This is a genomic window from Collinsella sp. AM17-1 (assembly GCF_003470665.1).
Classification (GTDB): Bacteria; Actinomycetota; Coriobacteriia; order Coriobacteriales; family Coriobacteriaceae; genus Collinsella.
In genome coordinates this window covers 1-23,068 of the sequence record NZ_QRJZ01000021.1, presented here as the reverse complement: position 1 = coordinate 23,068, position 23,068 = coordinate 1, and the positions used below count along the sequence as shown (strand labels likewise).

General features: G+C 58.8%; 27 protein-coding genes and 1 tRNA gene. 23 read left to right on the top strand and 5 right to left on the bottom strand.

Annotated features, from left to right (window positions below; genetic code table 11):
* Positions 1-59: 59 nt before the first annotated feature.
* The 17 genes from DW195_RS08835 to nagA all read left to right on the top strand — a co-directional run bounded on the left by DW195_RS08835 (position 60) and on the right by nagA (position 16,220).
* A complete protein-coding gene (locus tag DW195_RS08835) occupies positions 60-866 on the top strand; it encodes a double zinc ribbon domain-containing protein (RefSeq protein ID WP_233540049.1) in 807 nt (268 codons plus the stop codon).
* Between the two features lie 447 nt (positions 867-1,313).
* Complete coding sequence (locus DW195_RS08830; protein ID WP_233540852.1) at positions 1,314-2,339, top strand: ABC transporter substrate-binding protein; 1,026 nt, start codon at positions 1,314-1,316, stop codon at positions 2,337-2,339.
* A 317-nt stretch (positions 2,340-2,656) separates the two neighbouring features.
* Positions 2,657-3,241 carry a ribosome hibernation-promoting factor, HPF/YfiA family gene (gene hpf, locus DW195_RS08825; RefSeq protein ID WP_118206491.1) on the top strand — a complete coding sequence of 195 codons (585 nt, stop codon included), beginning with the start codon at positions 2,657-2,659 and terminating at the stop codon, positions 3,239-3,241.
* Positions 3,242-3,320: 79 nt separating this feature from the next.
* Positions 3,321-4,274, top strand: a complete 954-nt coding sequence (locus DW195_RS08820; protein ID WP_118206490.1) for a DegV family protein — start codon at positions 3,321-3,323, stop codon at positions 4,272-4,274.
* A gap of 92 nt (positions 4,275-4,366) precedes the next feature.
* Complete coding sequence (locus tag DW195_RS08815; RefSeq protein WP_118206489.1) at positions 4,367-5,446, top strand: NAD(P)-dependent oxidoreductase; 1,080 nt, start codon at positions 4,367-4,369, stop codon at positions 5,444-5,446.
* Between the two features lie 5 nt (positions 5,447-5,451).
* Complete coding sequence (locus DW195_RS08810; protein WP_118206488.1) at positions 5,452-5,880, top strand: hypothetical protein; 429 nt, start codon at positions 5,452-5,454, stop codon at positions 5,878-5,880.
* Positions 5,881-5,895: 15 nt separating this feature from the next.
* Positions 5,896-6,594 (top strand): hypothetical protein, encoded by a 699-nt coding sequence (locus tag DW195_RS08805; RefSeq protein WP_118206487.1) that lies wholly within the window; start codon positions 5,896-5,898, stop codon positions 6,592-6,594.
* 6 nt (positions 6,595-6,600) lie between these two features.
* Complete coding sequence (locus DW195_RS08800; protein ID WP_118206486.1) at positions 6,601-7,686, top strand: isocitrate/isopropylmalate dehydrogenase family protein; 1,086 nt, start codon at positions 6,601-6,603, stop codon at positions 7,684-7,686.
* 126 nt (positions 7,687-7,812) lie between these two features.
* Entirely contained in the window at positions 7,813-8,898 is a 1,086-nt protein-coding gene (locus DW195_RS08795; protein ID WP_118206485.1) for a hypothetical protein, read from the top strand.
* Positions 8,899-9,526: 628 nt separating this feature from the next.
* Entirely contained in the window at positions 9,527-9,970 is a 444-nt protein-coding gene (locus tag DW195_RS08790) for a PTS fructose transporter subunit IIA (RefSeq protein ID WP_117772902.1), read from the top strand.
* Positions 9,970-10,251, top strand: a complete 282-nt coding sequence (gene yajC / locus DW195_RS08785; RefSeq protein WP_022094612.1) for a preprotein translocase subunit YajC — start codon at positions 9,970-9,972, stop codon at positions 10,249-10,251. The genes DW195_RS08790 and yajC overlap by 1 nt, the downstream gene beginning before the upstream one ends.
* A 36-nt stretch (positions 10,252-10,287) precedes the next feature.
* Positions 10,288-10,770, top strand: coding sequence for a PTS N-acetylgalactosamine transporter subunit IIB (gene agaV, locus DW195_RS08780; protein WP_089572404.1), 483 nt, complete (start codon positions 10,288-10,290; stop codon positions 10,768-10,770).
* A gap of 90 nt (positions 10,771-10,860) precedes the next feature.
* Positions 10,861-11,661, top strand: a complete 801-nt coding sequence (locus DW195_RS08775) for a PTS sugar transporter subunit IIC (protein ID WP_089572403.1) — start codon at positions 10,861-10,863, stop codon at positions 11,659-11,661.
* Positions 11,651-12,733 (top strand): PTS system mannose/fructose/sorbose family transporter subunit IID, encoded by a 1,083-nt coding sequence (locus DW195_RS08770; protein WP_022094609.1) that lies wholly within the window; start codon positions 11,651-11,653, stop codon positions 12,731-12,733. The genes DW195_RS08775 and DW195_RS08770 overlap by 11 nt, the downstream gene beginning before the upstream one ends.
* 184 nt (positions 12,734-12,917) lie before the next feature.
* Positions 12,918-13,649, top strand: coding sequence for a GntR family transcriptional regulator (locus tag DW195_RS08765; RefSeq protein WP_117635805.1), 732 nt, complete (start codon positions 12,918-12,920; stop codon positions 13,647-13,649).
* Positions 13,650-13,763: 114 nt separating this feature from the next.
* Positions 13,764-14,930, top strand: a complete 1,167-nt coding sequence (locus DW195_RS08760; RefSeq protein WP_117640368.1) for an SIS domain-containing protein — start codon at positions 13,764-13,766, stop codon at positions 14,928-14,930.
* 120 nt (positions 14,931-15,050) lie between these two features.
* Positions 15,051-16,220 carry an N-acetylglucosamine-6-phosphate deacetylase gene (gene nagA, locus DW195_RS08755; RefSeq protein ID WP_117646248.1) on the top strand — a complete coding sequence of 390 codons (1,170 nt, stop codon included), beginning with the start codon at positions 15,051-15,053 and terminating at the stop codon, positions 16,218-16,220.
* Positions 16,221-16,295: 75 nt separating this feature from the next.
* Here the strand turns inward: nagA and DW195_RS08750 are convergent, their stop codons facing one another.
* On the bottom strand, positions 16,296-16,880 hold the full coding sequence (locus tag DW195_RS08750) for a flavodoxin domain-containing protein (protein ID WP_229026464.1): 585 nt from the start codon (positions 16,878-16,880) through the stop codon (positions 16,296-16,298).
* 156 nt (positions 16,881-17,036) lie between these two features.
* Between DW195_RS08750 and DW195_RS08745 the strand changes: the two genes are divergently transcribed.
* The 4 genes from DW195_RS08745 to DW195_RS08730 are packed head-to-tail and all read left to right on the top strand — an operon-like array spanning position 17,037 to position 19,584.
* Positions 17,037-17,918, top strand: a complete 882-nt coding sequence (locus DW195_RS08745) for an aldose 1-epimerase family protein (RefSeq protein WP_118206484.1) — start codon at positions 17,037-17,039, stop codon at positions 17,916-17,918.
* 59 nt (positions 17,919-17,977) lie between these two features.
* A complete protein-coding gene (locus DW195_RS08740; RefSeq protein ID WP_118206483.1) occupies positions 17,978-18,913 on the top strand; it encodes a hexose kinase in 936 nt (311 codons plus the stop codon).
* A gap of 27 nt (positions 18,914-18,940) precedes the next feature.
* Complete coding sequence (locus tag DW195_RS08735; RefSeq protein ID WP_199412179.1) at positions 18,941-19,078, top strand: hypothetical protein; 138 nt, start codon at positions 18,941-18,943, stop codon at positions 19,076-19,078.
* Between the two features lie 32 nt (positions 19,079-19,110).
* The gene (locus DW195_RS08730) at positions 19,111-19,584 is read left to right on the top strand and encodes a YhcH/YjgK/YiaL family protein (RefSeq protein ID WP_118206482.1); all 474 of its coding nucleotides are present in this window, start codon (positions 19,111-19,113) and stop codon (positions 19,582-19,584) included.
* A 135-nt stretch (positions 19,585-19,719) separates the two neighbouring features.
* Here DW195_RS08730 and DW195_RS08725 read toward each other — a convergent pair whose 3' ends face one another.
* From DW195_RS08725 to DW195_RS10440, 3 genes are all read right to left on the bottom strand, one after another.
* On the bottom strand, positions 19,720-20,085 hold the full coding sequence (locus DW195_RS08725; protein WP_117766459.1) for a hypothetical protein: 366 nt from the start codon (positions 20,083-20,085) through the stop codon (positions 19,720-19,722).
* A 14-nt stretch (positions 20,086-20,099) separates the two neighbouring features.
* Positions 20,100-20,609 carry a hypothetical protein gene (locus tag DW195_RS08720; protein WP_118206481.1) on the bottom strand — a complete coding sequence of 170 codons (510 nt, stop codon included), beginning with the start codon at positions 20,607-20,609 and terminating at the stop codon, positions 20,100-20,102.
* A 301-nt stretch (positions 20,610-20,910) separates the two neighbouring features.
* Positions 20,911-21,069, bottom strand: a complete 159-nt coding sequence (locus DW195_RS10440; protein WP_158567927.1) for a hypothetical protein — start codon at positions 21,067-21,069, stop codon at positions 20,911-20,913.
* A 251-nt stretch (positions 21,070-21,320) separates the two neighbouring features.
* Here DW195_RS10440 and DW195_RS08715 point away from each other — a divergent pair, with 251 nt between their 5' ends.
* Positions 21,321-21,749 carry a hypothetical protein gene (locus tag DW195_RS08715; protein WP_118206480.1) on the top strand — a complete coding sequence of 143 codons (429 nt, stop codon included), beginning with the start codon at positions 21,321-21,323 and terminating at the stop codon, positions 21,747-21,749.
* Positions 21,750-22,110: 361 nt separating this feature from the next.
* Here DW195_RS08715 and DW195_RS08710 read toward each other — a convergent pair.
* Positions 22,111-22,186 (bottom strand) — tRNA-Thr (locus DW195_RS08710).
* Between the two features lie 207 nt (positions 22,187-22,393).
* Here DW195_RS08710 and DW195_RS08705 point away from each other — a divergent pair.
* Entirely contained in the window at positions 22,394-22,888 is a 495-nt protein-coding gene (locus DW195_RS08705) for a PTS sugar transporter subunit IIB (RefSeq protein ID WP_118206479.1), read from the top strand.
* Positions 22,889-23,068 lie beyond the last annotated feature (180 nt).

The window sequence follows — 23,068 nt, the reverse complement described above, 5'->3', positions numbered from 1 at the left end:
GGTACCATAGCGCTGAATCAACAACCCTCCCTGCGACCGAACGTAGGGAGGGTTGTGTCTTGAAGAGCCATCTGAACAAATTGAGCCGTCTGCAGGGTGCCGGCGCCCTACCGTTTGCGGACGAATTGCTGCCGTTTGCCGAGCGGGCGGCACGCGAGGCACTCGAGGCATTGTCGCCAACACGATGTGCCGGCTGCGAGCGCGCCGGTGCGCTTATTTGCCAAGACTGCCTGGCCGCGCTCACGCTCATCGACCCACGTCATAGCTGCACCCGATGCGGCGCCCCGTTTGGGGATTTGCTGTGCACTGAGTGTTCGGTCGAGGGCACGTCCTCGGCAATGGCGGAGGCGCTCGACCGCTGCCTGGCGTGCTCCGTCTATGCGCATCCGCTGCCGCGCATCATTAAAGCGTACAAGGACGCGGGCGAGCGACGCCTGGCGCCGTATCTGGCGGAGCTGCTCTACGACACCGCCCTGCATGCCCAGGTCGTAGCGCCCGATCGCTTAGGAGGTGTGCTGTCCGGTGCGGATGCGGTGGTGTTTGTGCCTGCGACGGCGGCAGCGTTTCGGCGGCGCGGTTTTGATCATATGGAGGCCATTGCGCGCCCATTTTGCGAGCTGTCGGGTGTTCCCCTGCTCGATGCCCTCGTCAAGTACGGGCATGGCGACCAGCGCGAACTCGGTCGTGAGGAGCGTCGCGAGCGTGCCCAAGGCATGTACGAGACGGTTGAGGACGTGCACGGCCGCCGCCTGCTGCTTATCGATGACGTTATCACCACGGGCGCGACCATGGCAGCAGCCTCGGCGGAGCTCAAGCGTGCCGGCGCTGCGGCAGTCGATGGCCTTGCTATCGCACGTGTTTGGTAGGGGTGGTTTTGTGGCAGTGAAGATAGCGCGTGCGGCCCGTCCTGACCTGCGAAATCTGTACTCGCGATGCGAATAACGCCCCTAACCTTAAACTTTAGCTTGAACTTAGCTATAATGCGCTTGGTTCCTACCAGGCTGTGGTTGCGGACGGACGAAATGCCCGTCCTAGTCCAAGACAGACGCGGTCAAAGGGATCCACGTAAGCGACCGCGTGCGCGCGGCGCGATCATGGCGCGTCCTAGATGTAAGCCGCACCGTCCGTTCTACTTTCTTTGGGGCAATACCGCCTCGCGGGCGAGCGGGTCAGTCGTGAAGGTGGCTGCGGCCTCCCGAGCAAACACCCCGGTGCGCAAGTGTGGGGTCAAATACCAGGTCAGCTGGTGGGAACAACCTGATATTCCGCGCAACGCACGGATTGTATACGACACAGAAGGCAGGGTAGTGGACATGGTGAGGGGCAGCTTGATGCACGCGGCTCGGTTAGGTGCTGGGACCGCAGCGGTCATTGCCGTTTTGGGCCTGAGCGGATGCGCGTTCAACCCGCTGTCTACGTTCACGACTCCCACGATCGACCAGATCGAGTACGAGACGGTCACGCCGGCGGTGTCGGACGATGTCCTGGTCACTCCCGGAACCCTGACGGTCGCCCTCGATACTTCCGATGCGCCGCAGGCCATGCAGGACGCCGACGGCGAGCTCACGGGGTATGCGGTTGACGCCGCCCGCGCCCTCGCAAGCCGCATGGGCCTTAAGGTCGCCTTTGTCGATGCATCCTCGGCAGGTTCCGCGCTCGGCGACAAAAAGGCTGATATCTTTATCGGCGAGATCAACTCCACGGACGGGGACGTTAGCTCGCTCGGCACCTGCCTGTACGATGCCGCTTCCGTGTTCGGTAAAACCAGCGATGGTGAGTCGCTAAGCGTTTCCACCGATACCCTTAACACGTCTACTCTGGGTATCCAGATGTCCTCGGCCTCGCAGGAGGCGCTTGCTAAGCAGAGCATCACTGCCAACCAAAAGACCTACTCCAACATCAACGAGTGCTTTGAGGCGCTCGAGTCCGGCGAGGTCGACTATGTGATCTGCGACTCCACGGCCGGCGGCTACCTTGCACGCCTGATGAGCGAGATCTCCTATGTCGGTGCGCTCGAGGCGCCCTCGACGCTTGGTGTTGCGGGCCTCTCGTCCAATGACGAACTGTGCCGCGCCGTGAGCGATGCCCTCGACGACATCACGGTCGACGGTACGCTCGAGGCAGTCCACTGCGTCTGGTATGGCAGGACGCCCTACGACCTCACCACTAAGACGGTTTCGGGCGCTAACGTGCAACCGGGCGACTCTGAGTCCAGTGAGACCACGTCCTCCGGCAGCGAGTCTTCCGATTCCAACAATGAGACCGCATCCTCCGAGGACAAATCGTCCAGCCAGGAAGGCACCATCACTGACGACGACATTAACAAACTCAATAGCTAGTTATTGCTAGGGGTGGTGTCTCCTATACGTTGGAAAGGACACCCCTTCACGGTTTCAACACGCACTGCCGGGCTTCCCCAATAGGGGAGCCCGGCTTTTTCATCCCTATAAAACCAGCAGGTCAAAGCCAATTTTCGGGACCAAATACAAATCTGTCGGCTCCCTCCTATAGCGCACTTTGCCATGGAAAAGTACGAGACTTCGGTATGCGGTATCAAGCAATCGTTATTCGGGTCTTTAGGAATCCGCGTGATTAAATGCACGGCAATGGGTACATAGCCAGTACAGTAAGTCCCCGAGGCAGATTGGAGCCACGTATGGATATCAAGGTTTCTGGACGCAAGACGACGGTAACCGATGCTCTGCGTGCGCATGTGGATGAGAAGATCGGCGAGGCGCTCAAGGTTTTCGATATCGAGCCCATGACGGTCGACGTTGTACTTCGCTATGAGAAGAACCCCTCGAACCCCAACCCGGCAATCGTCGAGGTCACGGTTCGTGCCCGCGGTTCGGTGATTCGCGTTGCCGAGCACGGTGCAGATATGTACGCCGCCATCGACCTCTCCGCCGATAAGGTCGCCCGCCAGCTGCGCAAGTTCAAGACCAAGGTCGTGGACAACCGCCAGGGCGGTGCCAGCGCCGCGGATGTCGCGCCGGTCGAGCGCGTCGAGGATCTGGCCGACCTGCTGCTGCCCGAGGAGGAGGACGACCTGCTCGTCCGCGAGAAGGTCATCGACGTCACCCCGATGACTGAGGAGCAGGCGCTGGTGCAGACCGATCTGCTCGGCCACGACTTCTACGTGTTCGAGAACGCGACGACCGGCCTTATCAATGTGGTGTATCACCGTAAGAATGGTGGATATGGCATCATCAAGCCCCGTATCGAAACACTTGACGAGTAAAATACGTTAACTTGCATGAGTTAACGGTTGGCGGCCATCCCATGCGGGTGGCCGCCTTTTTACGTAAGGAGTCGCTTTGATGGACAAGGCCGCATCCGCCGGTCATTCGGACCGTTGCCGCATCGTCGTCGATACCTGCTGCGACTTTAGCCCCGAGGTCGCCGCGAACCTTGATGTCGATATCCTGGGTTTCCCCTTCATTATCGATGGCGAGGAGCGCACGGACGACATCTGGTCGAGCATGAGCCCTAAGGAGTTCTACGACCGCATGCGCGCCGGCGCCCGCGTGTCCACCTCGGCTGTGTCGCTCGGTCGCTATATCGAGTTCTTTACCGAGTGCGCCAAAGAGGGTACGCCTACGGTCTACCTGTGCTTTACCTCGGCGTTGTCGTCGAGCTACAACTCCGCGTGCCAGGCGGCGGACGCCGTGCGTGCCGAGTATCCCAACTTTGAGCTGTACGTGGTCGACAACGCGTTGCCCTGCGCGACCGGCGCGCTCTTGGCGCTCGAGGCCGTGCGTCAGCGTTCGGCGGGACTGACTGCCAAGCAGCTGGTCGACTGGGCAAACGAGGCCAAGACCTATGTCCACGGTTACTTTACGCTCGAGAGCTTTGACGCGCTGGCTGCCGGCGGCCGCATTCCGCCCGCGGCGGCACAGCTCACGGCAAAGCTCGACGTCAAACCCGAGCTGTCCTACGACCTGGCCGGCTCGCTGTCGCTGATCGGCGTCAACCGCGGTCGCAAGAAGGCGCTCAAGTCCATTCTCAAGTCGTTCCGCGAGAACTATGTGCCCGATCGCACCATGCCCATCGCCATTATGACGGCCGATGCCGAAAAGGACGGCGACTGGCTCGAAGCCGCCATCCGCAAGGAGGAGGGCTGCGCCGACGTCACGATCATTCGCAGCTCCGTGGGTCCCACCATCGGCTCGCACGTGGGCCCCGGCATGGTGGCCTGCGCGTTTTGGGGCAAGAACCGCGCCGACAAGGCGTCGCTTTCCGACCGCATCGCCCGCCGCGTGCGCGGCGAGTAGACAGGCGCTACGACCGCAGGCGCCCCGCAGCTCAAACGCTGGCACCGAGTATTCAACCTGGTAATAACACCCAACCCAAAAGGAAAGGTTTCATGGCAAACAAGCTCTCTGTCGCATTTATCGGCACCGGAATCATGGGTGCCCCCATCGCCGGTCACATTCTGGACGCCGGCTACCCCGTCACGGTTAACAACCGCACCAAGTCCAAGGCCGCGGCGCTCATCGAGCGCGGTGCCGCCTGGGCTGATACGCCGGCCGATGCCGTGGCTAACGCCGATGTCGTCTTTACCATGGTGGGCTATCCCTCCGAGGTCGAGGAGCTCTATCTGGCGGGCGACGGCCTACTCGCGTGCACCAAGCCGGGCGCGGTCTTGATCGACCTCACCACGAGCTCGCCCGAGCTCGCCCGTGACATTGCCGAGGCCGCCCAGGTTTCTGGTCGCATGGCGTTTGACTGCCCCGTCACCGGCGGCGAGTCGGGCGCTATCGCCGGTACGCTCACGGCTATCGTGGGCGCTACCGAGAACGACATCGCGCCGGTCCGCGACATCCTTGCCACCTTTGCGGCCAACATCTGCTGCTTCGACGGCGCCGGCAAGGGCCAGGCTGCCAAGCTCGCCAACCAGGTGTCGCTGGGCGCCTGCATGGTCGGCATGGCAGACGCCATGGCATTTGCCGAGCTGAGCGGCCTTGACTTGGAGAAGACCCGCCAGATGATCCTGGGCGGTACCGGCAAGTCCGGCGCCATGGAGAGCCTGGCTCCCAAGGCGCTCGACGGCGACTACAAGCCCGGCTTTATGGTCGAGCACTTCATCAAGGACCTGCGTCTGGCGCTCGCCTACGCCGATGACCGCGAGCTCGCGCTGCCCGGTGCCGACGTGGCCTTTACGCTCTACGACATGCTCGACGCCATCGGTGGCGCTAAGCTGGGTACCCAGGCCATCACGGTCCTGTACAAGGAGGAGGCTGACGCCATCGCCGCCGGTCTGGACTGGTCACAGTATCGTCCCGAAGAGCATGGTGCTCACGAGGACGGCTGCGGTTGCGGCGAGCACGGCGACGACCATGAGTGCGGTTGCGGCCACCATCACGGCGAGGACCACGAGTGCTGCGGCGGCCACGGCCATGATGACGGCCACGAGTGCTGCTGCGGCCACCATCACGGGGAGTAGCGCCCATGAGCTGGACGTTCGTGGTGCTCGCGTTGGTGCTCTTTATCTTTGCGATCTACATTGGCTTTTTGTGCGGCCAGTGGGCCTGCGAAAAGCGCGTGATCACCAAGCGCGACTACTGGATTGCCAATTTTGCAGGTGCGGCAGCGGTTGTCCTACTGACCTGGGTGTTTTCGCTGTTCCCGCTGGTGCAGTTTGCGCCGATCGGCTGGCTCGGCGGCTTTATCGCCGGCCTTAAGATGAGCTTTGGCGAGTCCGTCGGCCCGTGGCGCAAGCACGACGAGGTCTTTAACGTCAACAAGGCCCATCGCGCCGCCGCCGACGCGGGCGACGCCGAGGAGCGCCGCCGTGCGCGTCGCAATGGCGCGGCCGACCGACAGCTCATCTCGGTCACCGATGACAGCAAGGGTGCTGGCAAGCACGCTAAGAAATAGTAAGAAGAGGTAACTATGGCAGAAAACAAAGACGAACAGCTCACCGACGAGGAGCTGGCACAGCTTCAGCTGGCAGAGGAGAACGAGAATGCCGTCGACCGCCTGGTCCAAGAGCTCGGCTGCCCCACACGCCGCATCCGCCAGTTTGCCGCCCGCGTGCTGCATCTGCTGGCCGAGCGCGACCCGCAGCGCGTCGTGCCCTGCGTGCCCGCGCTGATCGAGGCACTCGACCGCCCCGAGGCTCAGACCCGCTGGGAGGCCCTCGATGCCCTGGCGGCGCTCGCCACCACCTGCCCCGAGCAGATGAGCGATGCCTTCGAGGGTGCCGAGACCGCGCTGTTCGACGAGATTTCCTCCACGCTGCGCTATGCCGCCTTCCGCCTGCTGTGCGTGTGGGGCGCCACGAGCGTTGAGCGTTCGCGCGAGGCTTGGCCCATCCTGGACGAGGCCATTCAGTGCTACCACGGCGACCTTGAGTATCGTGATATGCTCGGTTGCCTGTACGAGTTTGGCCAGGGCGAGATCGATGCCGAGGTTGCCGAGAAGCTCGCGCTGCGCCTTAAGTTCGACGCCGAGAACGGCAAGGGCAGCTATCTCAAGGCCCGTTCGAGCGAGATTTGCGAAATGCTTGTTAAACGTTTTGGCCTGGATCTCTCCAAAAAGAAGAAGCGTGCTAGCGTTAAAAAATCTGACGACGCCGAAGACGAGGAGTAACAGATTATGGCGCACGATGTAGTCCTGATTCCCGGTGACGGTATCGGTCCCGAGATTACGCAGGCCATGCGCCGCGTGGTCGAGGCCACTGGTGTCCAGATCAACTGGAACGTCCAGGAGGCCGGCGCCGGCGTCATGGACGAGTTTGGCACGCCACTGCCCCAGCACGTCCTCGATGCGGTCGCCCAGAGCAAGGTTGCCATCAAGGGCCCCATCACCACGCCGGTCGGCACGGGTTTCCGCAGCGTCAACGTGGCCCTGCGCAAGCATTTCGACCTGTACGCCTGCGTGCGCCCTTGCCTGTCGCAGCCGGGCGACGGCTCTCGTTTCCGCGATGTCGACCTGGTTATCGTGCGCGAGAACACCGAGGACCTCTACGCCGGTATCGAGTTCGATGAGGGCGCTGCCGAGGTCGAGGAGCTCTCGCAGCTCGTCGAGCGTTCGGGCCAAAAGACCTTCGCCGCCGATTCCGCGATCTCGATCAAGCCGATCTCTATCGCCAAGAGCCGCCGCATTGTGGAGTACGCCTTTGAGTACGCCCGCCGCTGCGGCCGCAAAAAGGTGACGGCCGTGCACAAGGCCAACATCATGAAAGCGACCGACGGCCTGTTCCTGCGCGTTGCGCGCGAGGTGGCCGCCAACTATCCCGACATCGAGTTCAACGACAAGATTGTCGACGCCACCTGCATGGGCCTGGTCCAGAACCCCAACGACTTCGATGTTCTGGTGCTGCCCAACCTGTACGGTGACATTGTGAGCGACCTGTGCGCCGGCCTGGTGGGCGGCCTGGGTATGGCTCCGGGCTCCAATATCGGTGCCGACTGCGCCATCTTCGAGGCAACGCACGGCTCCGCGCCCGATATCGCTGGCCAGGATATCGCTAACCCCACGGCCGAGATTCTGTCTGCTGCGATGATGCTTGATCACCTGGGCGAGAACGACGCCGCCGATCGCATCCGCGCCGCCGTCTCTGCCACGCTCGACGAGGGCGAGCAGGTTACCGGCGACGTGCGTCGTGCCCAGACCGGCTCCGTTGAGGGCGCCGTGGGTACGCAGGCCTTTGCCGATGCCGTTATCGCGCACCTGGCCTAAGGCATGCAGGCTGCAAACGCCTAAATAGTACTTAAGTGTTTGCGTATAACCTAAGAATCAATACGCCCGGCGCTCCGTCGGGCGTATTCTATTGGGGACTATGTTTCCTAACAAGGAGTAACCGATATGGGTTTGATTCAAAAGAAGGACGAGAAGGACGAGATCGACGGCATCCAGATCATCGAGCGCGGCGAAGGCCCCGACGGTGACGAGACCGAGAAGATCGATCTGGTCGCCGGTACGTCTGCCGAGCACATTGCCGCCGGTACGACGGCCGAGGAGGAGGATGCCCGTCTTGAGGCAAAGATCGCCGCGGACGCCGCCGACGAGAACCTCATGCCCGAGGAGCAGGACGAGGACGATGACTCCGATGTGGACGGCCACGCTTGCAAGCACAAGAAGACGATGATTGCCGCCTTTGTGGTCGCAGTCGTGATCGCTGCCGTGGTCGGCTTCTTTATTGGCAATGGCGGCTTTGGCGGCAAGGGCGTCGGCTCGGCGACTCTGACCGAGGGCCAGCTCGATTCGACCGTGGCAAGCTATAGCTACAACGGCAAGAAGAGCGACATCACTGCGCGCGAGGCCATCGAGAGCCAGTACAGCCTCGACACCGTCAAGGACGACGACGGCAACTACACCGCTCCGTCTGCTGACGTCATCCTGTCTTACGTGCGCAACCAGATTCTGCTCGATGCTGCCGAGGACGAGGGCATTACCGTCTCTTCCAAGGAGATGAAGAAGTACGCCGAGGAGTCCATCGGCACCTCCGATTACAAGACCATGGCCACGCAGTACGGCGTGTCCAAGGACCAGGCCAAGCAGATCGTCCGTCAGTCCGCGACGCTGCAGAAGCTCTATAAGAAGAAGGTTGGCGACGGCTCCGCAAGCATGCCGACCGCCCCGACCGAGCCTGCCGACGGCAACGAGGAGACCGCGAGCAAGGACTACGCCGACTACATCATCAACCTTGCCGGCGATGAGTGGGATAGCTCAAAGGGCACCTGGAAGGACGCCGATGGCACCTACGCTAAGGCATTCGCCGACGATGCCTTTACGGCCGATAGCGCCACCTACAAGCAGGCCATGACCGCCTACTACACTGCTTATCAGCAGTATTCCTCGCAGGCTTCGAGCGCCAGCTCCAAGTGGACCGAGTATGCTAACGGCCTCTACGCCAAGGCCAACATCAGCATCTACGGCCTGTTTGCTTAAAGGTTGCCCGAGCTTTCGAGCGCGAAGTCGAAATATCTGATTGAGCCCGCTAGAACGACGTTCTGGCGGGCTTTTTGCTACCGAAAGCACTGGGGTAGGACCCGCGCCCGCGCAAGTGCTTCATCGAGTCTCCCCAATTCATCTAGGAAAAAGGCTGCAAACGATTGCAAATTATCGGTGAACGGTCAAAAACTACCGTTCACCGATAATTTCACAACTGGTTTTAACTGGTATTAAGTCAAAAAGACCAATTCACAAATCTTCACAATGACCTGCAATTTTTCTACACGCTTTTTTTAGCCATCCTGCGTTGCTCAGACGCTAAGATAGCCCCGATCTTTTGCCAAAGCATTTCGAAACGGTTTCAAAACTGCAGGTAGAAGTGTTAACGAGCGGTGAACGGTCGATTTATCACCGTGAGCGGTGCAAAAACGTTTTACTGTATGAATCAACGAAAGCGACCTCTTCTGGGGTGATATAGTGACAACAACACATCACGTGGTTACTACCAGTTTAGAAACCACTGGTCTTCAAAGAACGCTTTCCAAGAAGCTTTAAGGGCGAGCGCCCGCTGGCTTCCGAAAATCATCGGACTCAGATCGTACACACCTTCGGAAGGGAAATTTGAATGGTTGGCTTTATTCTTACCGGTCATGGACAGTTCGCACCCGGCCTTGCAAGTGCTATCGCTATGGTTGCCGGCGACCAGCCCGCTTTTACCGTCGTTCCTTTTGAGGGCGACCAGGCTGCTTCCTACGGTGAGGATCTCCGCGCCGCTATTACCGCCATGCGCGAGGAGTGCGATGGCGTGCTCGTCTTTACCGACCTGCTCGGTGGTACTCCGTTCAATCAGTCGATGATGATTGCCCAGGATGTCGACAACGTCGAGGTACTGACTGGCACCAACCTTCCCATGGTTATTGAGCTTCTGTTCCTCCGCGGTAACGCCACGCTCGCCGAGCTTGGCGAGCAGGCCGTGACCGTTGGTCAGACGGGCGTCACCGCCCAGACGGTCGCATCCGTTGCCGGCTCCGACGAAGAGGATATCTTCGGCGACGAGGACGGCATCTAATGGCTGATTTCGGAGCCAACGTCCTGAGCTCCTCGGTCGCCCTTTTAGGCCTGCTTGTCATCATGGGCTTGATTTACACCATCTGGTCGCAAATCAACATGAAGAAGAAGCAGAAGTACTTCAAGGAGCTGCACACCGAGCTCAAGCCGGGTCAGGAGGTTCTTTTCGCCGGCGGTATCTACGGAACCGTCAAGGGCATCGAAGGCGAAAAGGTCCAAATCAAAGTCCGATCCGGTGCCGTCGTAGATGTTTCGCGTTACGCGATTCAGGAGATCAAGTAACTGTCGTCAGCAAATAACGAAAGGAAGCTGATCAACATGGCAGAACCCAACATTCTTCTTACCCGCATCGATAACCGACTGGTCCATGGTCAGGTCGCTACCCAGTGGAACTCCACCCTGGGCTCCAACCTCATCCTCGTCGCCAACGACGATGTGTCGACCAACACCATGCGCCAGAACCTCATGAAGATGGCCGCTCCCGCCGGCGTCGCTACGCGTTTCTTCTCCCTGCAGAAGACCATCGACGTCATTGGCAAGGCGAGCCCGCGCCAGAAGATCTTCATCGTGGCCGAAACACCGGAAGACGTGCTTACGCTCGTCAAGGGCGGTGTGCCTATAAAGAAGGTAAACATCGGCAACATGCACATGTCGGAAGGAAAGCGCCAAGTCGCCACCTCCGTCGCAGTTAACGACGAGGATGTCGCTGCGTTTAAAGAGCTGCAGGAATTGGGGGTGGAGTTGGAGATCAGGCGCGTTCCGAGCACGCCTGTTGAGGACACGAGCAAGCTCTTCTCGTAATCCTCATGATCCACGCTGTCAGGAATGAAACCCTGACATTCTGTACGTGAAATCCAAAGTGCGTACATACATTTTGAAAGGAGGAGCAAGATGGAATACTCGATCATCCAGGTCGCTCTGGTCTTCATCGTCACGTTCGTCGCGGCAATCGACCAGTTCAACTTCCTCGAGTCTCTCTATCAGCCCATCGTCACCGGCGCCGTCATCGGTCTTATCCTTGGCGACCTCAACACCGGTCTTCTCGTGGGTGGTACCTATCAGCTCATGACGATCGGCAACATGCCGATCGGAGGCGCTCAGCCGCCTAACGCCGTCATCGGCGGCATCATGGCAGCCATTCTCGCTATCGCTACGGGCCTCGAGCCCAACGCGGCAGTCGGCCTTGCCATTCCGTTCGCTCTGCTTGGTCAGCTCGGCGTTACCCTGGTCTTCACGCTTATGTCGCCGCTCATGTCCTCCGCGGACAACATGGCTCACAACGCTGACACCAAGGGTATCGAGCGTCTGAACTACTTCGCCATGGCTCTGCTCGGCCTGATCTTCGCCGTCGTCGTCACCCTGTTCTTCATCGCTGGCGCCACCATCGGTCAGACCATCGCTTCCGCCATCCCGACTTGGCTGCAGACCGGTCTTTCCGCTGCGGGCGGCATGATGCGCTTCGTCGGCTTCGCCGTCCTGCTCAAGGTTATGATGAACCGCGATATGTGGGGCTTCTTCCTCATGGGCTTTGGCCTCGCGCTCATCACCGTTGCCAACGATTCTCTGGCAACCCCTGCTCTGCTCATCCTCGCTCTCATCGGCTTCGGCATCGCCTTCTGGGACTTCCAGCAGCAGACCGAGCTGAAGGGTGCAGCTGTTTCTGACGGAGGTGACTTCGAAGATGGCATCTAATGAGTATGTGATCCCGGAGCACTACGAGGATCTCACTCCTGCTCCGCAGCTCGACCAGAAGACCCTCAACAAGATGGCTTGGCGCTCCTGCTTCCTGCAGGCCTCGTTCAACTACGAGCGTATGCAGGCCGCCGGTTGGCTCTACTCCATCATCCCCGGTCTGGAGAAGATCCACACCAACAAGAACGACCTCGCGGCTTCCATGAGCCACAACCTGGAGTTCTTCAACACTCACCCGTTCCTCGTCACCTTTGTTATGGGTATCGTGCTTTCGCTCGAGCAGAACAAGGTTGACATCCCCACGATCCGCGCCGTCCGCGTCGCCGCAATGGGCCCGCTCGGTGGTATCGGTGACGCCCTGTTCTGGCTGACGCTCGTGCCTATCACGGCCGGCATCACCTCCAACATGGCCATCAACGGCAACGCCGCTGCGCCGATCATCTTCCTGGTGATCTTCAACGTCGTCCAGTTCGCTCTGCGCTTCTGGCTCATGAACTGGTCCTACAAGCTTGGCACCAGCGCTATTGACGCTCTGACCGCCAACATGCAGGCCTTTACGCGTGCCGCTTCCATCATGGGCGTCTTCGTCGTCGGTTGCCTGGTCGTCACCATGGGCGGCACCCAGATCAACCTCCAGATCCCCAACGGCACCACCCGTGGCCTCTCCGCTACTACCGTGATCGTCTCCGAGAAGGAGGCCGAGAACTTCACCGGTATGGAGGGCATCGATACCGAGACCGCTGAGGCCGGTACCATCGCCATGACCGATGAGGACGGCAACGCCCTCACCGCTTCCGATGCCGACGGCAACGCTGTCGAGTGCGGCGTCACCGATCTGGGCAACGGCATGGAGTCCGTTACCTACGGCACCGTCACCGAGGATCCGGTCAACTTCTCTGTTGCCGACACCCTCAACACCATCGTCCCGAAGCTTGTCCCGCTTATGCTTACGCTGCTGCTTTACTACATGTTCGCTAAGCACAGCTGGACCCCGACCAAGGGCATTCTGCTGCTCTTCGTTCTGGGCATCCTGGGCGCTGGCCCGCTTGGTCTCTGGCCGAGCATCTGGTAAGGCTCTAGCTTGAGGGGTGTGTCCCTACGCGGCTCACGCCCCGACCCCTTAAGCCATGTGTATGTTAAAAGCCGCGTGCTCGAAAGAGCGCGCGGCTTTTGTTTTCTTGATGATTCGGGTGTGGCAGACAGATAATGCTAAACACCCAAGGTAGTAGCCTAGTTTGAGCAAAAGGGAGGATAGGATGGCGATCGGAGCGCGCAAGCAACCGCTGTACGATCAGCTGGTCGATATTCTGACCGAAAAGATTGACCATGAATATCGCGCCGGTGACATGATTCCTTCCGAGCGCGAACTTTCGGAGCGCTATGGTCTCTCGCGCACTACGGTACGCCTGGCTCTGCAGGAACTGGAGCGTTTAGGACTGGTGGTTCGGCAGCACGGTCGCGGTACCTTTGTGACCGACCGTTCGGCAAAGGCAACCAATCTTATGCAGTCCTACAGCTTTACCGAGCAGATGCGTGCGATGGGTCGCGACCCCGAGACCACGATTCTCGATTTTTGCGAGATGGAGGCCGATAAGAATCTGGCCGAGCATATGGGATTACGTATCGGTGATCGCATTTTTAAGCTCAAGCGCCTTCGTTCTGCCGACAACATGCCCATGATGGTCGAACGTAGCTATCTACCGGTTCGTCAATTTCTGTCCCTAAAGCGACCGCTGCTGGAGCGTAAGCCGCTTTACGATGTGATTGAGCAAGACTTTAAGCAAAAAATACGCGTGGCCGAAGAGGAGTTCTATGCGAGCATAGCCCGTCCCACCGATGCCCACCTTTTGGAAATCGTCGAGGGCTCGCCTGTGCTCGATTTGGTTAGGACTACGTATAACGAGTCAAACGAGGTTGTGGAGTATACGCTCTCGGTTGCTCGTGCCGATCAGTTTAAATACAAGGTTTACCACCAGCGTAGCGATTAGTGTCTGCACCGTTTCCATATGATGATTCTTTGTATTTAACTGGTTACTACCAGATAACCAACCAAAGTGTATAATTGCACGTCAGAGGATTACTTCTAGAGAGAGGTATTAGAAATGTTCGAGAAGAGTGTCGAGGAGCTCACCGAGCTCGGCGCCCAGATCACCACGGCCGAGATTGCTCAGCAGCCCGAGCTTTGGCGTGATACGCTCAACATCTATCGCGAGAACAAGGAGGCCATCGAGGCCTTCCTGGCCGAGGCTCGCGCTATGGGCGAGGGCCGTCTGTCCGTTGTCTTCACCGGTGCCGGTACGTCCGACTACGTTGGCGATACCTGCGCCCCGTACCTGCGTCACGCTGGCAACACTGATCTCTACGACTTTAAGCCCATCGCCACGACCGATATCGTGAGCGCCCCGCGCGACTTCCTGCGCGCCGAGGATCCCACGCTCGTGGTTTCCTTTGCCCGCTCCGGCAACAGCCCCGAGAGCCTTGCTGCCGTCGCCGTTGCCAAGGAGCTCGTCCACAACGTCAAGTTCCTCAACATCACCTGCGCTCCCGAGGGCAAGCTCGCTGTCGAGTCCGCTGATGACCCCAATGCGCTGACGCTGCTCATCCCGCGCGCCAACGACAAGGGCTTCGCCATGACCGGTTCCTACACCTGCATGACCCTGCTCTCTACCCTCATCTTTGACGAGGCTTCCGACGAGCAGAAGGCCGAGTGGGTCGAGACCATCGCCAAGATGGGCGAGGAGGTCATCGCTCGCGAGTCCGAGGTTGCCGATTACCTGGCTGGCGACTTCAACCGCGTGACCTACTTGGGTTCCGGCTCCTTCGGTGGCCTTGCCCAGGAGAGCCAGCTCAAGATCCTCGAGCTCGCTCACGGTCTAGTCGCTACTTCCTACGACACCTCTATGGGTTATCGTCACGGACCCAAGTCCTTCGTCGACGACAAGACCCTCGTGTTCGTGTTCGTCAACAACGATGCCTACACCCGTCAGTACGATATCGACATCCTCAACGAGATCGGTGGCGACAAGATCGCTCAGCACACCGTTGCCGTTCAGCAGGATGGCGCTACCGTCTACGAGGGCGAGTCCTTCACCTTTAAGGGCTATGAGGCACTCCCCGAGGGCTACCTTGCCCTGCCGTTCGTGATGTTTGCCCAGGCTATCAGCCTGCTCAACTCCGTGCGCGTGGGCAACACGCCCGACACGCCGAGCCCCACCGGCACGGTCAACCGCGTGGTCAAGGGCGTGACGATTCACCCCTTCACCGCTTAATCGCGTCCCCCTGTAAGGGCGCCCGTCCGCTCATAACGGCGGGCGGGCGCTTTTTGTTTTTATTTAGACCGGGGTATAAGTATCACCACGGTTAACTGCTTCAAGAAGCAAGGAGTGCATATGAGCACGTACGCAATTAAGGCTGACAAGTTCTTCTTGCCGGCAGGTCCGCAACTGGGCGGCTATCTTATGGTCGAGGATGGCGTCTTTGGCGCCTGGCAGGCCGACGAGCCCTCTTGCGAGATTAAGGACTACACGGGATCGTGGATCGCACCGGGTATGGTCGATACTCACATCCATGGTTTCTATAACCACTCAACTACCGATAACGATCCCGAGGGCATCGATATCAGCTCGACCGAGCTTGCCCGTCGCGGTACCACCAGCTGGCTGCCCACGACGTTCACCGATGGCGTCGAGCAGATCAAGGACGCCTGCGCCGCCATCGCCCAGGCTGACGAGGGTCGCGGCCCCGACTTCTGCGGTGCTCGCATTCAGGGCATCTACCTGGAGGGCCCCTTCTTTACCATGAAGCACGTGGGCGCGCAGAACCCCGCTTATCTTATCGATCCCTCCGAGGAGGTCTTCGATCAGTGGCAGGAGGCTGCGGGTGGTCGCATCGTTAAGAGTGCCATGGCGGCCGAGCGCGACGGTGCCGCTGCTTATGCGGCTGCTCTGAACGCCAAGGGTGTGGTGACCAGCATCGGTCACTCCGACGCCACCTACGATGAGTGCATTGCCGCCATCAACGCTGGTGCCAGCTGCTTTACGCATACCTATAACGGCCAGCGCGGGCTGCATCACCGTGAGCCCGGTGTCGTGGGTGCTGCCATGTCCACGTCCGAGACCTACGCCGAGATCATCTGTGACGGCAAGCACGTAAACCCTGCCGCCATTAAGGCGCTGCTGCAGGCAAAGGGCTGGCAGCACACGGTGCTCATCACCGACTGCCTGGGTTGCGGCGGCATGCCCGAGGGCAGCTACACCAGTGGTGGTATGGACGTCATCATGAAGGACAACCTGTGCTGGCTCGCCGACGGCAAGAGCATTGCCGGCTCGGTGCTCACGCTTGCCCAGGGCGTCAAGAACATCGTCGACTGGGGCATCGCCAGCGCCGATATCGCCATTCGCATGGCAACCGAGGTGCCGGCACGCTCCGCGCACATCGAGGATAAGTGCGGCAGCATCATGCCGGGTCGCGACGCCGACTTTGTCGTGTTCGACCACGAGCTCACCCTCGTCGAGACGTATGTTGGCGGCCAGAGCGTCGGCAACGCCTTTACCGAGTAGCGATAGAAAAAGACGGCGGGTCCGAATCTGCTCGGACCCGCCGTATGGGTTAAACGCTCAAAAGCACCTTCACAGTTACAGCTTGTTAGCGATCTTCTTTGCCGTGCGCTTGACGCCGGCCACCAGGCCTCCTGCAGGATGCTCCTTCTCGTATGCTAGACGCTTCTCGCGCTTGGCGTACTCTTCGACGATGATGTCGCCATACTCGTCTTCGATCTTGTCGAAGAAGTCGACGGCGCCCTTAATTTCCTCAGCGGTCGGGTGTCCCTTTTGGACACCGCCGGCGAGTTTGAACGGCCCCCACGTATCAAAGCCGGGGCAGCCGTAGACACCCATAAAGATGGCCTGCCTCATGCGGCAGATGCCATCGATATCCTTGCCGTACCACTTGTTTTTGCCACCGTAGGTCATAAGGCCAAACACCTTGTCCTGCGGCTGCAGCACGTTCGTGAGCACGCGTGCCATGTCCTTGTCGATCTCGGAGTAATAGATGCCCGTGGCGACACCGATTAGATGATATTCGTGCAGGTCTGGGTACTCGTTTTTACCGAGTGACTTCACATCGAGGGTATCGATTTCGGGGTGCGCCTCGACGATGGCGTCCACGAGCTTTTTCGTATTGCCGTGATGGCGCGAGGCGTAGAGGATGATGGTTCGCATAAGAAGGCCTTTCAGCTGTAATTGCATCAATGTCTGTATGGTACCCCGTTGCATGGCTGGGATACCGGACGCATCGATGAACGTGCGGGTTTGTCCTTTGGTTAGGGCCGAGACGGGTACTTGCGAGCAAAAAGCAGTTGTTCGAAAGGATGGGCAATGGAATACGCTCTCTCCAACGATTCGATTTCTATTAAGGTGTCTACAGCCGGCGGCTCGTTTACCTCGATTGAGGCCGACGGTCGCGAGTATTTGTGGCAGGGCGATTCCGCCGTGTGGTCCGGCCAGGCGCCGATCTGCTTCCCGATTTGCGGAGGCCTGCGCGATGGCAGCGCCATGACGTTCGCCGGGCATCATGTGAAGCTCGCCCGCCACGGGTTTGCGCGCAAGCAGGAGTGGAAGCTGCTGGGCCAAGGCGAGAACGAGCTGGCGATGTGCCTGGCTTCGGAGGATAACGCGGCGCTGCTGAGCGATTATCCCTACCCGTTTAAGCTCGTCGCCCGCTATACGCTCGAGGACGCTGCCGTGCGCGTTTCCTATGAGGTGACCAACGAGGGCACCGAGGACATGCCGTTCTTTATCGGTGGACACCCCGGCTTTAGGTGCCCGCTCGACGAGGGCGAGGCCTATACGGACTACGAGTTGCGCTTCGAGAAAGACGAGGCTGCGGAGCTCTGCACCGCCGTTCCCTCGACTGGATTGATTGACGTGGCAAACCGCTCCAAGAACCCCATGGTGGGAAAGACGCTGCCCCTGTCGCACGAGCTCTTCGATTTTGCGGAGACGATCTTTGACGTGCTCGAGAGCCGGCAGGTCACGCTTTCCAAAAAGGGCGAGGACAAGGGCGTTCGCTTGAGCTTTGAGGGCTTCCCGTATCTCATTGTGTGGAGTAAGCCCGAGGGCGATTTTGTGGCAGTTGAGCCCTGGGGCGGCCTTTCGACCTGCTCCGATGAGGATGACGTGCTTGAGCATAAGCGCGGCTGCCTTGTCGCCAAGCCCAAGGAGACCGTCGTTCGCTCGTTCACGATTGAAATTCTGTAATTCCGTTTTGTCGACTCGTATCGCGAGGCACAAGGAGCCTGCGAGATAAGGAGCTAAAAATGATCCTCACCGTTACGATGAACCCGTCTGTCGATACGCGCTATCAGCTCGATGAGCTCGTTATCGACGACGTCAACCGTGTGACGCCCGAAAAGACCGCCGGCGGCAAGGGCCTCAACGTGGCCCGTGTGCTGGGTCAGCTGGGCGACGACGTCGTGGCAACCGGTCTGCTCGGCGGCCACATGGGCGCTTACATGGCCGAGCTCATGGACGCCAACGGTATTAACAACGACTTTGTGCCCATCAAGGGCGAGACTCGCATTTGCCTTAACATCCTCCACGCCGGCAACCAGACCGAGCTACTCGAGAGCGGCCCGACGATTGCCCCCGAGGAGCTCGATGCCTTTACCGTCAAGTTCGCCGAGCTTGCGAGCAAGGCCGCTGTTGTTACCATCTCGGGTTCGCTGCCCCGTGGTGTCGAGGCGGACTACTACGCCAAGATCACGGGCATTGCCGAGAACGCCGGCGCCAAGGTGCTGCTCGATACCTCGGGTGCTTCGCTCGAGGCCGCCCTTAAGTCCGAAATTAAGCCCGAGCTGGTCAAGCCTAACCTGACCGAGATTAACGGCCTTCTGGGCACGAGCTTTACCACCGACGATGTGGACGAGCTCCGCGCCGCGCTCGCCTCTGATGCCCGCTTCTCCGATATCCCCTGGGTCGTCGTGTCCATGGGCGCTGCCGGCTCCGTGGGCTTCCATAATGGCCGTGCATTCCGCGCCAAGACCCCCGATATCCCCGCCGTTAACGCTACGGGTTCTGGCGATTCGACCATTGCCGGCTTCGCACATGCGATTGCTGCTGGCGCGGATGACGAGACGGTGCTGCGTACCGCCAACACCTGCGGCAAGCTCAATGCCATGGATCCCATGACTGGCCACTTGGTTATGGATCGTTGGGACGAGGTCTACAACGGCGTTGTCGTGACCGAGCTGTAAAAGCCTGGGCGTCGGCCCCGGCATTGCTTGCTAGCTCATGTCGACGACAAGTGCGGTAGCATTATGCTGGGGCGCGACGCCGAGTTTGTCGTGTTCAATCCCGACCTTACCCTGGTCGAGGCGTATGTGGGTGGCAACAGCGTCGGTAACGCGTTTGCCGAGTAGCCGCCAAAGAAGTGATCCGAGAGGGGATTTAGATGATTTACGGTGCATTGGGCGATATCGAGGAGTACCGCGGAATGCTCAAGGGCCTCGACGTGCTGATCGACTGGCTCGAGGAGAACGACCCGGCAGAGCTCGAGGTCGGCAGCCATCCGATTCTGGGTGAGAAGGTCTTTGCGAACGTCATGGCTCCCACGACGCGTCCCGAGGCCGAGGCTCACTATGAGACGCATCAGCGCTATCACGACCTGCAGATCGACGTCGAGGGTCGCGAGGCCTTCAAGGTCGCTACGGGCAGCCTGACGCTGGTCCAGGAGTTTGACGAGAAGGACGACTATGATCTGGTCGATTCCGACGCCTCGATCGCCGGCGATCTTGCCGACGACAAATTCGCGCTGTTCGTTGCCGGCGAGCCTCACATGCCCACGCTCGAGTTCCCGGGCGATGGCGCACAGCCGGTCAAGAAGATCTGCTTTAAGTTGCTTGCCGACGCCTACTGGGAGGAGTAGCGAGCTGCTCGGCTGAGCTGTTCGTCTGATGGCGTGATTCCCCTAGGAAAATCACGCTAGGACCCCGCCAAACGTGCTTTCCCTAGGGGAATCACGTTTGGCGGGGTTTTCGGTTTTTGAATAGGGAAGCCTCATTTATTTGCGAAGAACATCGGCTAGCCGCAGGATTGAAATCATCGACCGATAAGTGAGTTCCACTTTTTCGCCCGCAAGCAGTCGTTTCGAGCCAATCTCATCTAGCCCCACAAGCCGAGAAAACAGCGGGCCGCTCATCGTGCCCTCGTCAATTGATTCCCTTATGGTCTTCAAAACGTCCGTATCATGAAGCGATGCCGAGCTGTAGGGGGCAACACGAGCGGAACTCTCAATTAACGACGAGACAAAAGGATGGAGATGCTTTGGACATAGTCCATCAAACACCACATCCCCATTGTCGTTCGAGCCGACCAGGCGCCAAGTATAGTGATCGACCCAGTCATCTCCGTCATATATGGCGTTCATGAGCAACTTCCCGTCTAGAGAGAGAAACCTATTTGGACATCGGGGCGCAAGACCGCAATCCATATCGGACCTGCAGCAGCTCCAACCCAACGCACCACATAGGTTCCCTTTCGTACATGTGTATCAATCTGCCCCGAAATGCCGGTGAATGCAATTCCAGACCCGTTTGTCGGATAGCAATCGACGTATTTTTGTTTTCCGCTCACAACCTTGTATAGATATATCGTTCCAGCAAAAGAGAAGGGATCGTTCGCGATTTTGTCCGGAAGAACTTGCCACCTCAAAATCCCGCTACCAATATGGTCAAGCTTGACCGTTCCGCCGTCCCCCTCAAAAGTGGCAAGGGGATTTACCCCAGACTGGGAGTCGGCATAGCCCTCCTTAGCAGTTATCAGCAGGCTGCCCGTATAAGACTGCTGAGGCTCACCTTCAGGACAGACAGCCTCGGCCCAAGAAGGGCCACTCAGGCAGAACAGTCCGAGCAGCATCAATACCAACAAAAGAAAACCCTTAGTTCTTTTCATCTATATCCCCAATGTCTCTCGACATTTGTATATTGTGACTATTTTAGATCTATATGGCCAATTCGAGCCCCCAATAAGGCGATTATTGCAGCTAGGTTATATTTCATTTTTCTCTTTGGTAAATCGTCGGCTCCAACCACCAAACCCGAAGTCCACCGAGTGGGCGAAAGTAAAAGAGGGTCGAACCAGAAGCAGTTCCCGGACAATTGGCGTCCGGCCAGACACTTCGGTTCGACCCTTTCTTTCAGGATTCTGTAACAGCTGATTGAATTGCAGCGCGCTAGGGCAGGACAGTTCAAAGCTAGCGAGGCGTGTCGTCGCGAGTGTAATCGCCACGGTCGACGACGCGGTCGTCCAGCTGCCGCGGCACAGCGCCACCGCCGCGCGCCTGGCCCGCGGCGCGACAGAAGGAGACACTGTTGGGGCCGATGGGCCAAGACCGTTGCCGACCAAGTGCCATTAGCGTCCATTAGCACATGTCAAGCCCGTCTGATTCTGTGGGTATAGGGCGGCATTTCACTGAGGTTGGAAACTCCCGCAACCATTGATTGATTTCGACATGTCCGAAATTCATATTACGTATATGGGTAACAATTATATATAGGATCTCTCAAGTAACCTAAGTAACCGAACGGGGCAGAAAGGCGTACAAACAAGTCGCGACGAACAGCTTCTTCCGCATTTCTTTAGGCAAGCGAAAAGAGGGATGGCATGACGGCCAAGAGCTATGTAAAGATAGCGATTGTTGGCCTTGTAATCGGTCTTGCAATGGCACTATGCGCATCATTCGCGAAGTATAGGTCCGAGCAATCGTTTATTGATGGCGCTGAAAACGGTTTTGGCATAGACGGGATGTATGTCAACGATGGCGCGACCAGGACGTCTATGGCGATTCTTGCAGGCGAAGACATGGAATGGCAAATCTGTAATGACGATGGCTCTTGTCTGAGTGGTCGTTTGGCCGCAACGAGCGATCCGAATTCGTTCGATCTTCTCGACGATGATGGAGCGGATTGCGGTTCTGTTCACCTTTCATATGCATCGCGAGACGGGATGGACGGCATCCTCTACGTCTCCCACGAAACTGACGATTTCAAGATGCGCAGAACTAACCGAGCGCCGGCTTTTATCGAGGAGTGAGAGTTCCCGGCGGCCTGCCGATCAGACCGCCGGGGTATCGAACCCCGCATCCATCCGTATGAAGTTGATAATCGAGAAAACAAAGCCGTCCCAGGCAGGACGGCTTTGGTCTTTAAAGGCCAGGTTTTACCCTAGCCCAAAATGGCCAGAATGGTCACCAGAGGAAGAGCGACGATCATAAGACAGAACTCGGACATAGCGACCACCTCCCCGAAAACTCGGGCGGGCGCGATTCAAATCAAACGTGGCGGGGTTTCTGTTTTTGAGCAGGGGAGCTGTCGACGTGGTGATGCTTGGGTTGGCGCATGCGCAATCAAAATCGGCAACAAAAAAGCCGCCCGAAGGCGGCTATCTTGTGCAATGGAGCCAGCGACCGGGCTCGAACCGGTGACCCCCGCTTTACGAGAGCGGTGCTCTACCAACTGAGCTACGCTGGCGGCCATATGGTGACGCAACTGAAGCGTCAACGGCTGTCTATGATACGGGACATCGCACATCCGCGCAAGGGTTCTGGCGGCTTTTCTCACTTTAAATGCACTAATATTGGAGACGTGATGTCTGCGGCGTTCATCTGGCGCTTGACCTGCTGTTGAGTTGGTGGCCGACGTCCCGCTCGTATGGGTCTCAAACAGAATGGGGCTGCCATGGCTCAACCCAGGATCCTTCTTACACGTATTGATGACCGTTTTATTTACGGGCAAGACGTTGAACTGTGGAACGAGGCCGTGGGCTCCAACCTTGTCCTAATCGTCAACGATGAGATCGCGGCGGATTCGCGCCAATGGGCACCCATGAGGGTCGCGGCGCCAGAAGGCGTTTGGACAAGGTTTTTCTCGGTGCAAAAGGCCATCGACGTCATACATACTGCAACGCCGCGCCAATGGATTCTGATCATGGTGGCCTCACCCGCCGATGCGCTCGCCCTGGTTAAGGGTGGTGTGCCGATCGCCAAGATAAGCATCGGCCATATGCAGGTAGGGGAGGGCAAGCACCCCATAACGCTCGCAGTCGCCGTAGACGACGCAGATATCGCCGTCTTCAAAGAGCTGCAAGAACTCGGCATAGAGCTAGAAATCCGCTACCTTCCCAACTCCAATCCCGACTCCATCCAACTAGTCATTGGGGACGTTCTTGAATGACTAGTCGTTGGGGACACCCTTGGCACTTGGGTGGCACTTGGGGACGTTCCTTTTGTGCCGGCCTTTTAGGAACGTCCCCAAGTGCCGGCAGATTGGGACAGTCCTTCTCGTCTGGCAGTGAAGACTGGGGACTGCGGACAAAAAGTTGGACCATCAGGTCCGGTTTGGAGTCCGCATGAC